The organism is Flavobacterium sp. CR10 (assembly GCF_055814415.1).
On sequence record NZ_CP185985.1, the window covers coordinates 4,822,653 to 4,835,835 of the forward strand.

Genomic DNA, 13,183 nt, shown 5'->3' on the forward strand with positions numbered 1-13,183 from the left:
ATGTTTTTTTATTAAAATGTAACGTTTAAATTAAGACCGATACTTCTAGTTGTTGGCAATCCAAAAATGTCAACACCTTGTAAACCTTGACCTGTACTTAAAGCAACATTTGGATCAAACGGTGCGTCTTTGTAGAAAAAGAATAAGTTTCTAGCAATTAAAGAAATACTTGCATTTTGAATGAATGGAACTGCTTTAGGGTTAAATGTATATCCTACAGAAAGTTCTCTTAAGCTAACGTTTGTTGCTTTGTAAACATATTCAGCTAAAGCTCCACTTCTACCACCAACTGTTCCGTAGTAATCTTCTGCAGAGATTTTATTAACTGGAGTAACTCCATCTGCTGCAATTGCATTAACTGTAACACCACCAGCATTTTTAGCATCTCCAAAAGCTTTAGAAACTCCATAAGAATCATTTAAAGCTTGAGTCATACTCATTACACTTCCTCCAAATCTTCCGTCAACTAAAACATTTGCAAAGAAAGATCCGAATTTGAAAGTGTTAGACCAACCTAACATGAAATCAGGATTAGCATTACCAACTTCTTTAAAGTTCTGATCAACTTGTGGCTTACCTTGATCGTCTAGAAGAAGTCTTCCTTGAGCATCTCTAACTAAAGTGTAAGCTTCAATAACTCCAAATGGTCTTCCTTCTATTAATGAGAATCTATATGCATTAGATCCTGGATCTGTCAATATTACACGTCCTCCTAATTCTTCTGGAAGTTCTTTAACCGTATTTTTATTGTGAGAGTAGTTTACTGTAGTATCCCAAGAAAATTTGTCTCCTTGAATAATTTTACCATTTAACACAATCTCGATACCTTGGTTAGCTATACTTGCAGCATTAAATGCATAGTTAGTATATCCGTAAGGGTTTGTAGAAGGCGCTGGAACTTCAACATATTGGTTTTTAGTTTCTGAATTATAGTAAGAGAATTCAAAACCTAATCTATTGTTAAACAATCTCCACTCAGTACCAATTTCGTACTCTGATTTTAATTCTGGTTTTAATGTTTCTCCTGGTCTTGGTCCAACTCTTGGCGCAATAAACTGCCCTCCAAGGATTGTATATCTAGGAGAAGTTACAAAAGCGTTAATGTCGTTACCAACTTGTGCATAAGATCCTCTCACTTTACCAAAATTAATCCACTCTGGCATTGTAGTCATTTCACTAATGATTCCTGTTAAACCAACAGATGGATAGAAGTAAGAACCATTTCCTGTGTTAACTAACGTAGACGACCAGTCATTTCTACCTGTTAAATCTAAATACAACATACCTTTATATCCAAGTGATGCAGATGCAAATACAGATTGTACTTCTCTGTTAGAACCTGAAACTTGTTGATTTGCTTTATTGTTAACGAAGTTTCCTAAAGTAAACCAGTTTGTGTTAACTAATCCACCATTATTTGTTCCTGAGTTTAAGATTGTTTGTTGGTTAGCCATAGTATTGTTTATACTTGTACCAAGAACAGCATTAAAAGAGAAATCTTCACTAAAATCTGTATTTACTCTTGCAATTAAATCTCCATAACGCTGAGTACTTAATGTACCAATGTTGATATAAGTTCCTGTTGGAGCCGCAATAATTTCAGAAGTAGTTGCGTAGATTTTTTTATCAAAAATGCTTTCGATTCTATTATAGCTATATCTTGCTGTAATATTTAACCAGTTATTTGCTTTATAATCTAAGGCTAAAGATCCGTTAAAGAAGTTGTTTTTATCTTCAGATTTAGCTCTGTTGATTAACCAATACGGGTTTTGAATATATTCATTAATTACTGGGAAGTTTTGAACATTTAAGTTTCTAACTGGATCAAAAACTTCAAAATTGTTTTTATAGTAATTAAAGTCATTTCCATTTCCTCTTGGCATTAAATAAACACCTGTTAATGGGTTGAAGTTAAGTCCACTTAGCGGTCTGTTGTCAATAGTTTGAGTAGTATATTTTCCATCTGCAGAAACAGTTAATTTATCATTAAAGAATTTTCCTGTTTGACGGATACCAAAGTTATTTTTCTTCAAACTGTTTCCTGGCATAATTCCAGAAGAAGAAGTGTTAGCATAAGTAATACTAGTTGTAGCAGTTGGTGAACCAGTTGTAAATCCGAAAGAAGTAATTTGAGTTACACCTGTGTCAAAAAAGTCTTTTACGTGATCTTTTGTGTTTTCTTTTGCTCCAGTACTATTGTACTCTGTTTGGAATTTTGGCAAGTAAGCTGCATTTTCGAATGTAGTTACAGATGAAGCTGTAAAATTACCTTTTCCTTCTTTTACTTTTTTAGAAGAAAGCAAAATTACACCATTTGCTCCTTGAGAACCATATAATACAGAAGCTGCAGCACCTTTTAATACTGTCATACTTTCATAATCATCAGGATTTACAAGAGAGATTACATCACCACCATCACGGTTACCTCCATTTGTATCTCCAAAAGTACCATTTGGTTGGCTTGAAGATCCATTATACATCGGAATACCATCAATTACATATAATGGCTGGCTATTCATAATAGATGAGTTACCACGAATTACTACTTTTGTAGAACCACCAGTACCACCAGCACTTTTAGTAACAGCAACACCAGCAACTTTACCTGCAATAGTATTGATAACGTTTGCATCTTTTACTCGAACTAATTCTTCTCCTTTTAATTCTTGAGTAGCATAAGTCAATGATTTTTTAGACTTCTTAAGACCTAAAGAAGTTACAACAACTTCATTCAAAGCATTTGATGCAGCTGCAACCATCTTCACATTAATTGTAGAAGCATCTCCTACAGCTATTGTCTGAGTTTCTAGTCCTACATAAGTAAAAACCAAGCTCTGACCTTTTTGAACTTCGATAGTATACAATCCGTCAAAATCGGTAGTTGTTCCCTTTTGACCTCCTTGTACAGCAACAGAAGCCCCTGGTAATGGCATACCATCAGAATCTGTAATCACACCTTTGACACTTTTTACTTGTGCAAGCGAAACTTGCGCCGTAAAAACAATCATAAAGATTAAGAAAATTTTTTTCATGTTTATTTTTATTTTGTTAGTTATGAAGTAAAATTATTCTTAAGGCATTGTTAAAAAAAATAAATTAAACCAACAGCAATAAAATTTAAACGAACGACATAAATCATTCAATAATACGCTTTACGAAAACGTTCTAATACAAAAATTAAGCACCTATATCCTTTTTTTGCGAAATTTTATTCAAAAAAATTGGCTTTTTGCAGTTAATTGTTTAAAGTTGCACAATATTTCATTATTGTTAAGAAAAACCCAAAATCCCGTAAAGAACTTAAAGCCAGTTGAAAGAAATACGAAAAGTTAAATTTGATATTAAACTGCAAAATCATGTTTGGTTTTGGGGAGTATACTTTACATTAAACTTTTTAAGATGGGGTGCTTACTTTAATGATTATCCGTATGCATTCAAATCAAACTTAATCGAATTTTCGCTGGTTATTCCTTTAGTGTATCTGAATTTATTTGTTTTGGTTCCGAAGTATGTATTGAAGCAAAAATATATTATGTATACATTTTTATTGCTTCTAAGCCTATTTGCAATTTATTTGGCTAAAACTGCTCTTACCTATTATATAATATCTGAAAATATCTGGCCGGAAGCTAATAGAGAATATCATCCTTTTGAAATTAATCATATCGTTGCCGTTTGCATTGGAGAGTTGTATGTACTAGCAATGGCATCATCAGTCTATCTTACACTGACATGGTTGCGAGAAAGAGAAAGAAACAGGTCGCTAAGAGAAAACCAATTTAAGATTAAACTTAAGTACCTCGAAAATCAAATTCAGCCGCACTTTTTCTTTAATACATTAAACAATCTGTATGCTTTATCACTGGAATCTTCAAAGAAAGTACCTGATGTAATCATAAAACTTTCCAATTTGATGGAGTATGTTTTATATGATGTAAAAGCAACCAAATTTGTTCCTTTAATAAAAGAAATCGATTATATCCAGAATTATATCGAAATTGAAAAACTCCGTTTTGAGAATGTTGAAGTGACCATAAATTTAGAATCAAACATAGATGACGTTGTTGTACCTCCTCTAATTTTTATTTCATTGGTAGAAAATGCATTCAAGCATGGCGGCTTGAATAACAAAAACTTAAAAATAAAAATCAATTGCAGAGTTATCGATAACAAAATACTCGATTTTGAAATCTTAAATAATTTTGTAATTTCACAAAATCATAATCCAAAGAGAGGAATTGGTTTAGTCAATACAAAAAAGAGACTGAAACTGATTTACAAAAACAATTTTAGCCTTAAACACCAAACCAAATTAAATTTCTACATAATCAGATTACAAATACCAACCCAGAATGAAAATTAAATGCGTGTTAATTGATGATGAGCCTTTAGCTATTAAAGTCTTGGAAAATTATTTTACCAATTTTACAGACTTTGAAGTTATAGCAACATTCACTAACTCTCTGGAAGCGCTCGATTTTATTAATAGCACTGCTGTCGATGCCGTCTTTTTAGATATTAACATGCCCATGATGACTGGTTTTGAACTTATCAGTCTTATTGAAAATAAAACTAAAGTTATCATTACCACTGCTTTTAGAGAATTTGCCGCCGAAAGTTATGATTTGGATGTTCTAGATTATTTGGTCAAGCCGATTCCACTGCCAAGATTTATAAAATGCATCAATAAAATAACCACCGAATACAATCTCAAAAACAATATTAAAGTTGAAACCGCAAAAGGCGATTCTCATATTTTTATTAAAGTCGATAAAAAAATGATGAAAATTAATATTGAAGAAATTCTATTTGTTGAAGGAATGAAAGAATATATAAAAGTTGTTACGCCAGACAAAACCTATATTACACATAAATCTCTTACATCGCTCTCAGAAGAATTACCTCAAGATCGCTTTCTTAGAATACATAAATCTTATGTAATTGCTCTAAATAAGGTAAAATCTATAGAAGGAAACCGCGTTCAAATTCAATCTTACAACATTCCGATAGGCAGAAACTACAGCAAAGAGGTTAAAAACAAGATATTGGAATAAAATATAATTACGAATTACATTTTCTAAGTGGGTTAAAATTAACACTTTGTTGAAAAAACATAGTCGTTGGTTTAAATTTAACATTATTTATACCTTTTTATTTTTTTTTGATAATCCTAACAAATATATTTACGGTCTTCAAAAAACAATAAAATAAAAAATTAACCTTATTATTATGAGTTCAGAAAATGTGCAAACCAAATGGGGGCAATTTATCTCTTTGATAATCGTCTTCTTCTTTTGGGGTTTTGTTGGGTCAGCCAATGACATCCTGATTCCAGTATTCAAAAAAGTATTTACGTTATCGCAAGTACAATCTCAATTAGTAGCTTGGGCTTTCTATGCTGCTTATTTTGTTGGATCAATTATATTCTTTATCGTTTCTTTAAAAGTAGACGTTTTACAAAAATACGGTTACAAAAGAACACTATCTGCAGGTTTAGTTTTATCTGCCGTAGGTTCGTTTTTATTTGTTCCAGCGGCTACAATCCAAAGCTTCCCCTTCTTCTTAACAGCTTTATTTACAGTAGGCTTAGGATTCTCAATCCAGCAAATTGTAGCAAACCCGTTAGCCATTAAAATGGGAAGTCCGGAAACTGGAGCGCACCGTCTAACGCTTGCAGGAGGAATCAACTCTTTTGGAACAACAATCGGAGCTATCTTGTTAGGTATCGCTTTATTCGGAATGGGAGACAACAAAAAAACAGCGCTTTCATTAGAAGATATTAAACTGCCATTCATCATTTTAGGTCTTGCATTTATTGCTGTTGCCGTTTTCATGAACTTTTCTAAAATTGAAGATCCTGTAAAAGAGGAAGAAGCAATCATCAAAGACAAACACAGCACTTTTAACATCCTTGACTATCCGCAATTATACTTGGGAATGTTAGGGATTTTTATTTATGTTGGAACTGAGGTAACTATCATCAGCAACTTGCCCGCTTTACTACACACACACGAATTTGGAAACATCTTAGAAGACGCAGTTGCACCATTTATCGCACTCTACTGGGGAAGTTTAATGATCGGCCGTTGGAATGGTGGAGTAAATGTTTTCAACACTTCTAACTTGGTAAATACGGCTCTTAAATTTATTGTGCCTGCTGCTGCATTTGGAGTAATTATCGGAGCAAATATCTTTGCTGCTCACGACGTTTCTTCATTCTACATCTACCCAATCTGGATTTTACTATTTATTGCTGTAAGTTTTGTTGGTGGTAAAAACGCTGGAAAAACATTAATGCTTTTCGGAATTTCAGGATTGACGATGATGGTTTTAGGATTGGCTTGGCCAGACCCAGAAATTGCTAAATTCTTTTTTATTTCTGGAGGATTGTTCTTATCTATCATGTGGCCTTCAATCTTCGATTTAGCGATTGCAGGATTAGGAAAAAACACAGGAAAAGCATCATCTTTCTTAATTATGATGATTCTTGGTGGTGGAGTAATTCCATTATTACAAGGAAGTATCTGTGATTTAGACGCTACAAATCCAAACGGAATTTTTGGCATCACATATACACATTTCTCATATATTGTACCGCTTATCGGTTTTGCTTATTTAGGTTTCTATGGTTTCTATTGCCCTAAAATCTTGAAAAAACAAGGAATCAGCCACATCGAAAGCGCTGGCGGAGGACACTAAAAATTAAAAAATTCCAATATATAAAAAATCCAAATTCCAATTTTACTAATCGGAATTTGGATTTTTTTTTATTTCAAAAAAAAGTAAAAACTTAGAATCTCAGTATCTCAGAAACTTAGCCGCTTTTACTTAGCATTAATAATATTACTCAAATTCTTCTTAAAAATAGCTTTATTCTGAGCCGATAAAGGATAAACGACATCTTTGTCCGCATGTACTATTATCTTATCAATATCGGCATTTAAAAGCGCTTTCGGATCTTTTATTTTTAAGGTGCAAGCTCCATCAAAGAAACCATCATCTTCTATAGTTTTTCTAGCTTCTATTTTCGTGCCATCGCTTAAAACTGCCGAGATTGTCATTTCACTATTTAATGTTTTCGAATAAAACCCATCCATTACCAGCAAAAGGCGGTACGAGTTTTTCAATTCCGGGCCTTTAAACTCATGTCTCGTTATATTATACCGAAGACCTTTAGCAAGGGTTTGAAATTTTACCGAACAATCCAACTCATAAGTTGCAACATCTCCAGCCTCATTTACCGAAGTAATAACTTTAGCGGCTTGGGCGTTTATTGAGAAACTCGCAACAAAAAAAGACAACATAAATAAGATAACTTTCATATTTAACTATTTAAGATTCAATATAAAAGTAAAAAAAATCGCCCTTTCTCGTTAGAAAAAAGACGATTTTAATTTTGTAAATATCTAAGGATTATTTATTTCCTTTTTCGAAGTCAGCTACGAATTGAGCTAAACCGATATCTGTTAATGGGTGTTTCAATAAACCGTAAATTGCAGAAAGAGGTCCAGTCATAACATCAGCACCAATTTTTGCACAGTTTACAATGTGCATTGTGTGACGCACAGAAGCTGCTAAAATTTGAGTTTCGTAACCATAGTTATCATAAACCTCTCTAATTTCTTGGATTAAGTTTAATCCGTCAGTAGAAATATCATCCAAACGGCCAACAAACGGAGAAACATAGGTTGCTCCAGCTTTTGCTGCCAAAATAGCTTGTCCCACAGAGAAAACAAGAGTTACGTTAGTTTTAATTCCTTTATCAGAAAAATATTTAGCTGCCATAACGCCTTCCTTAGTCATAGGAAGTTTTACAACAATCTGCTCATGCAATTCAGCTAGCTCCTCGCCTTCCTTAACCATACCTTCAAAGTCAAGAGCGTTAACTTCAGCACTTACATCACCATCAACAAGGTTGCAAATGTCAACATAATGCTTAAGGATATTGTTTTTTCCAGTGATTCCTTCTTTTGCCATTAATGACGGATTAGTCGTCACACCATCTAAAACACCTAAAGCTTGTGCTTCTTTAATTTGAGCTAAATTAGCTGTGTCAATAAAAAATTTCATAATTTATATTATTTAAATTGTGTTGATTTATTCTGGGCGTGACCATATTTGCAAAAGGCGCACTCATCAGAACGTTTACAAGCGCCTTTTCCAAATCCGGTCGGGCTATCCGTACTACTTCGGTAGTTTACTCCTATCCCTCACGCAAACGCAGCTGCAAAATTACGAAATCAATACCAATAACAATTTCAAAAACGAGATCAATTTGTAAATTATACAAAAATTCACAAAATATTTACAAACCGTAAATTATTTATTTCTGTTTAGTTCTTTCAATTCATCTCGAATTTCTTCCAAAACTCTTAAAGTATCTTCTTTGTAACTTTCTGAATTATTTATCTTATCGCTTACCGCTCCTAATATCCTACGAATTACAAACCAAATAATCAGTAAAACTAACACGCCAAAAACAGCTGGTAAATATTCGGCAATCTTTTCCATAATTTTATAATTTATAATGATTCATAAGCATCTTCTCGTACATTTTATCCGGAAGAGCACGTTTTAATACAATCGAAAACTTCTGCATAAAAGCCCCCACTTTATAATGCACATTAGGTTTTTTGGTTTGAATGATTTTATAAACCGCTTCTGCCATTTCATTTGGATTGCTTCCTGCATCAACATGATCATTCATAGTTGCTAGAACTTCTCCATACACCTTTTCGTAAGCCGAATCTTTTATAACTGGCGCATGATAGCGTCCAGCTGCAATATTAGTTGCAAAATCTCCAGGCGCAACATTTGTAATTTCAATTCCAAAAGCTTTTACTTCCATTCTTAAAGCTTCAGTAATCAACTCTAAAGCTCCTTTTGATGCCGAATAAACACTTCTATACGGAAGTCCCATATAACCAGCAATTGAAGTAATATTAATAATAAGTCCCGAATTCTGCTTACGCATTTGCGGAAGTGCAGCTTTCATAACTTCAATTGGGCCGAAAAAGTTCGTTTCAAAATTATTTCGAATTTCTTCTATCGGAATTTCTTCTAAAGGTCCTGTAATTCCAACACCTGCATTATTGATAAGAATATCCAATCTTCCAGAAGTTTCTATAATTCTATTGACAGCCGTTTTTATAGAATCTGCATTTCGGACATCTAAAGCAACCAAAGGAAAAATAGAATTCAGAACTTTTTCAGGATTTCTGCTTGTTCCGTACACAACGAAACCTTTCTGGTGTAAAAATTCACCAATAGATTTTCCAATTCCTGATGATCCTCCGGTAATTAAAACGACTTTGCTCATTTTTTTTAGTTATAAGTTATAAATTTTGAGTTATGAGTTTTGGAGAATGGTAATATTTTGAACAGTACATAAAATGCCCAATATTTAACTTTTAACCAACAACATCTAACTTCAGATTGGGTCAAAAATAAAAAAATCCTCCTGATAAGGAAGATTACAAACTAATTAAATTCTAAAAAAAATGGCAAGCGACCTACATCGCACCGCTCAACCACGTACCCTTGCTATGTTCCCATCCTGGGGGAGTCTGCAGGAGCTGGTCGTGTAGGACTTGCCGGTGCAAATATACAATCTTTTTATATTTTTGCAAGAGCTTTGTTGCTATAAAAATAACATCGTATATTGGCTTATTGAAATTTTAAACTATGAAAAAATATAACATCCTAGCTGTCATTTTATTAGGAATCACATTAATTGGATGTGGAGACACAAAAAAAGGTGAAAATTCTTTGTTTACTATCGATGATTCTGCTTTTCCAGCCCATTTTACGCAAAAAGAATCGCTTTCAATCGGAGTTTTAAACCCAAATTCGAAAGAAATCGACAGCATTGCTTACTTTATAAACGATAAAAGAGTTGGAGGTACAAAAGGTGCCGAAAAATTTAAATTTGAATTAAAAGATCAAAAATTAGGCTACCAATACCTAAAAGCTACTGTTTATTTTGGAGGAGATTCTTCTGATGCTACTAAAAGAATTGAAGTTGTATCTGATATCGAACCTAAATTATTAAACTATAAAATTGTAAACACTTTTCCACATGATACAACAGCTTTTACGGAAGGGTTTGAATTTTACAACGATACTTTATATGAAAGCACTGGACAAGAAGGCGCTTCATTTATAAAAAAATACGATTATAAAACGGGTAAAGTTTTCAAACAAATTGATCTTGATAAACAATATTTTGGAGAAGGAATTACGTTTATAAATGGCAAATTATTTCAGTTAACATATAAAAACAAAAAAGGATTTATCTACGATGCTAAAACATTAAAACTGGAAAAGACTTTTGATTACGAAAAAGATATTGAAGGTTGGGGAATGACGAATGACGGAAAATATATCTATCAAACTGACGGAACCGAAAAGATCTGGAAAGTAGATCCAAATACTCAAAAAATGATTGATTACATTAATGTTTATTCTGGAACTTCAAAAATCAAAGCTGTTAACGAACTAGAATGGATTAACGGAAAAATTTACACAAACGTATGGTTTAAAGACGCTATTGCAGTTGTAAATCCTGAAAACGGAGCTGTCGAAGGAATTTTAAATCTTTCCGATTTAAGAAAAACCATGAATGATATCACAACTGATGATGTATTAAATGGTATTGCATACAATCCTAAAACTAAAACCATTTTTGTGACTGGTAAAAACTGGAGCAAAATGTTTGAAATTACTGTTTCGGAATAAATCTAAAACAAAACAATTTTACGAATTTCACAAGTTTTCACACATTTATACGTGGAAATTTGTGAAATTTGTGTTTTATAACAATTCATATTAATGATCACTTTAATCACAAACATACAAGAATTACTACAGATTCGAGAAACTTCTATTGCTAAAGTTTCAGGTTCTGAAATGGCTAATCTTCCAACAATTAAAAATGCTTTTTTAGTTTTAAAAGACAATCTCATTGAAGATTTCGGTTCAATGGATAATCTTCCAAAAATAAATGCCGACAAAACAATAGATGCAACAGGAAAAGTTGTGCTTCCGTCTTGGTGTGACAGCCACACTCACATTGTTTATGCAGGAAATCGTGAGCAGGAATTTGTAGACCGTATCAACGGACTTTCTTATGAAGAAATCGCCAATCGTGGCGGAGGAATTCTAAATTCGGCTAAAAAACTAAACGAAACTTCTGAAGAAGAAATTTACGAACAATCTAAAATTCGCCTCGAAGAAGTAATGCATTTAGGAACTGGAGCTGTAGAAATAAAATCAGGTTATGGATTGACTGTTGATGGCGAATTAAAAATGCTTCGTGTAATTAAAAAACTAGCAGAAAACTATCCAATCGCAATTAAAGCTACATTTCTAGGCGCACATGCATTTCCTCTACATTACAAAGACGATAAAGCAGGTTATTTGGACGAAATTATCAATGAAATGCTGCCAGAAATCTCCAAAAACAAACTTGCTGACTATGTAGATGTTTTCTGCGAGAGCGGTTATTTTTCTGTAGAAGAAACTGAAAAAATTATGGAAGCAGGTTTAGCATTTGGCTTAAAACCGAAAATTCACGTAAATCAGTTCAATTCAATTGGCGGAATTCAGTCTGGAGTTAAATTTACTGCACTTTCTGTCGATCATTTAGAAATTATGAATCCCGAAGATATTGAAGCTTTAAAAGGAACAGAAACAATTCCTGTCGCCTTACCTTCATGTTCTTACTTTTTAAGCATTCCTTATACTCCAGCACGCGAAATGATAAAAGCTGGACTTCCTTTAGCGTTGGCAACAGATTTTAATCCTGGTTCTACTCCATCTGGAAATATGAATTTTGTTGTCGCAACGGCTTGCATCAAAATGAAAATGACACCAGAAGAAGCCATAAATGCCGCAACCATAAACGGCGCTTACGCAATGGGGCTTTCAGAAACTCACGGAAGCATTACAAAAGGCAAAAAAGCCAATTTGATCCTCACAAAACCAATTTCTTCTTATTATCAAATTCCTTATGCTTTTGGAAGCAATCTTATTGAATCTGTTTTTGTTGAAGGCAAAATTTTAGAATAATGACTTCAACGATTTAAATATAGCCCGTGGTTTCAACCACGGGAAACAACATATTGTTTTTCAAACAACAAATAAAACCATTCAATTCCATACATAAAAAAAGGTCTGTGAGAATCACAGACCTTTAATATCTTAGTGGTATTTTATCCATTCGGCAAAATTATCTTAAGCTGAAACTAGTTTTAGAAACCAATTCATCATTATCAAAAACATTGATAAAGTAAGTTCCTTTTGCAAAATCTTTTCCTGGAAGATCTTCACTAACTTGTACAGTTTTATTTTCATATTTTACTGTAGTTTTAAAACTATAAGTTAAAGTATTATCCCCAAAACTTTCTGTTTTCTTTTCTCCTAAGACATTGTTTTTAGAATCAATAACTTGAACATAATACGTTTTGTCTCCAGATTTAGCGATTTGATTTTCAGCAATTGTAAAACTAACTTTTAAAATGTCTGCACGGCTAGCTTTATCTGTTTCGATTTGTTTACCAGAGCTTTTCAATTTGTAAGCTGATGTTTTAGTATTTAATACAGATAATTTAGAACCTTTTTCTACAGTTTTAGCTAATTCTTCGTTTTGACCAACTAATACTTCATTATATTTTTTAGATTCTCCTAAAACTACAATAGTACTATCTCTTTGAGTAGTTAAAACACCATTTTGTTTTTTCAACTCATCGTTTTCAGCAACTAAAGTTTTCATTTTGCTTTGCATTGCCTGAACTTGAGATCTATATTTAGAAACATCTCCTTTAGACTTGTTCAAATCATCCATTAAAGCTACTACTTTATCTCTTTCTTGGATTAATTCATCAGACATTGAAGTATTTTCAGCAATTGCAGCGTCATAAGTTGCTTTTAACTCCTGTAAATCTTTCATTACAGACTCTTTCTCTGTCAAAGTTGTTGTAAGCTCAGCTTTAACTACTTCTGTATCAGAAGATAATTTAAAAATATACACTAAACTACCGATCAGTAGGACTGCTAAAACTGCGATTACCGCCTTTAGACTTGAATTGTTGTTCTTTGGGTTTTCCATATTTAAATAATTTTCTTTAATAACAAATTTAAGAATTAATATAAGGTAATAACGTAAGTTTCTACAATTATATTA

The 13,183-nt window shown here is 32.8% G+C and carries 11 protein-coding genes and 1 other RNA gene; 5 read left to right on the forward strand and 7 right to left on the reverse strand.

Translation table 11 applies throughout. The features are described from left to right. Window positions 1-11: 11 nt before the first annotated feature. A complete protein-coding gene (locus tag ACNRYB_RS20110) occupies window positions 12-3,032 on the reverse strand; it encodes a SusC/RagA family TonB-linked outer membrane protein (protein ID WP_473728492.1) in 3,021 nt (1,006 codons plus the stop codon). A 278-nt stretch (window positions 3,033-3,310) separates the two neighbouring features. Here ACNRYB_RS20110 and ACNRYB_RS20115 point away from each other — a divergent pair, with 278 nt between their 5' ends. The 3 genes from ACNRYB_RS20115 (at window position 3,311) to ACNRYB_RS20125 (ending at window position 6,699) form a co-directional block, all read left to right on the forward strand. Further along, window positions 3,311-4,363, forward strand: coding sequence for a sensor histidine kinase (locus ACNRYB_RS20115; protein ID WP_473728493.1), 1,053 nt, complete (start codon window positions 3,311-3,313; stop codon window positions 4,361-4,363). Continuing rightward, window positions 4,353-5,054, forward strand: coding sequence for a LytR/AlgR family response regulator transcription factor (locus ACNRYB_RS20120; protein WP_343707104.1), 702 nt, complete (start codon window positions 4,353-4,355; stop codon window positions 5,052-5,054). Before ACNRYB_RS20115 ends, ACNRYB_RS20120 begins: the two co-directional genes overlap by 11 nt. Window positions 5,055-5,229: 175 nt before the next feature. After that, window positions 5,230-6,699 carry an MFS transporter gene (locus ACNRYB_RS20125; protein WP_129745736.1) on the forward strand — a complete coding sequence of 490 codons (1,470 nt, stop codon included), beginning with the start codon at window positions 5,230-5,232 and terminating at the stop codon, window positions 6,697-6,699. 125 nt (window positions 6,700-6,824) lie between these two features. Here the strand turns inward: ACNRYB_RS20125 and ACNRYB_RS20130 are convergent, their stop codons facing one another. The 5 genes from ACNRYB_RS20130 to ffs all read right to left on the reverse strand — a co-directional run bounded on the left by ACNRYB_RS20130 (window position 6,825) and on the right by ffs (window position 9,596). Next, the gene (locus tag ACNRYB_RS20130; protein ID WP_129745735.1) at window positions 6,825-7,322 is read right to left on the reverse strand and encodes a hypothetical protein; all 498 of its coding nucleotides are present in this window, start codon (window positions 7,320-7,322) and stop codon (window positions 6,825-6,827) included. Window positions 7,323-7,413: 91 nt separating this feature from the next. Further along, window positions 7,414-8,070: a fructose-6-phosphate aldolase gene (fsa, locus tag ACNRYB_RS20135; RefSeq protein ID WP_066034088.1), complete on the reverse strand. Its 657-nt coding sequence runs from the start codon at window positions 8,068-8,070 to the stop codon at window positions 7,414-7,416. Window positions 8,071-8,319: 249 nt separating this feature from the next. Continuing rightward, window positions 8,320-8,511, reverse strand: coding sequence for a hypothetical protein (locus ACNRYB_RS20140; RefSeq protein WP_129745734.1), 192 nt, complete (start codon window positions 8,509-8,511; stop codon window positions 8,320-8,322). A 4-nt stretch (window positions 8,512-8,515) separates the two neighbouring features. Further along, window positions 8,516-9,319: an SDR family oxidoreductase gene (locus ACNRYB_RS20145; protein WP_473728494.1), complete on the reverse strand. Its 804-nt coding sequence runs from the start codon at window positions 9,317-9,319 to the stop codon at window positions 8,516-8,518. A gap of 179 nt (window positions 9,320-9,498) precedes the next feature. Beyond that, window positions 9,499-9,596: signal recognition particle sRNA small type (ffs, locus tag ACNRYB_RS20150), an RNA gene on the reverse strand. A gap of 88 nt (window positions 9,597-9,684) precedes the next feature. Here ffs and ACNRYB_RS20155 point away from each other — a divergent pair. Then, window positions 9,685-10,737, forward strand: a complete 1,053-nt coding sequence (locus ACNRYB_RS20155) for a glutaminyl-peptide cyclotransferase (protein WP_473728495.1) — start codon at window positions 9,685-9,687, stop codon at window positions 10,735-10,737. A 93-nt stretch (window positions 10,738-10,830) separates the two neighbouring features. Further along, the gene (gene hutI / locus ACNRYB_RS20160) at window positions 10,831-12,069 is read left to right on the forward strand and encodes an imidazolonepropionase (RefSeq protein WP_473728496.1); all 1,239 of its coding nucleotides are present in this window, start codon (window positions 10,831-10,833) and stop codon (window positions 12,067-12,069) included. Between the two features lie 160 nt (window positions 12,070-12,229). Here hutI and ACNRYB_RS20165 read toward each other — a convergent pair whose 3' ends face one another. Then, window positions 12,230-13,108 carry a hypothetical protein gene (locus ACNRYB_RS20165; protein ID WP_473728497.1) on the reverse strand — a complete coding sequence of 293 codons (879 nt, stop codon included), beginning with the start codon at window positions 13,106-13,108 and terminating at the stop codon, window positions 12,230-12,232. Window positions 13,109-13,183 lie beyond the last annotated feature (75 nt).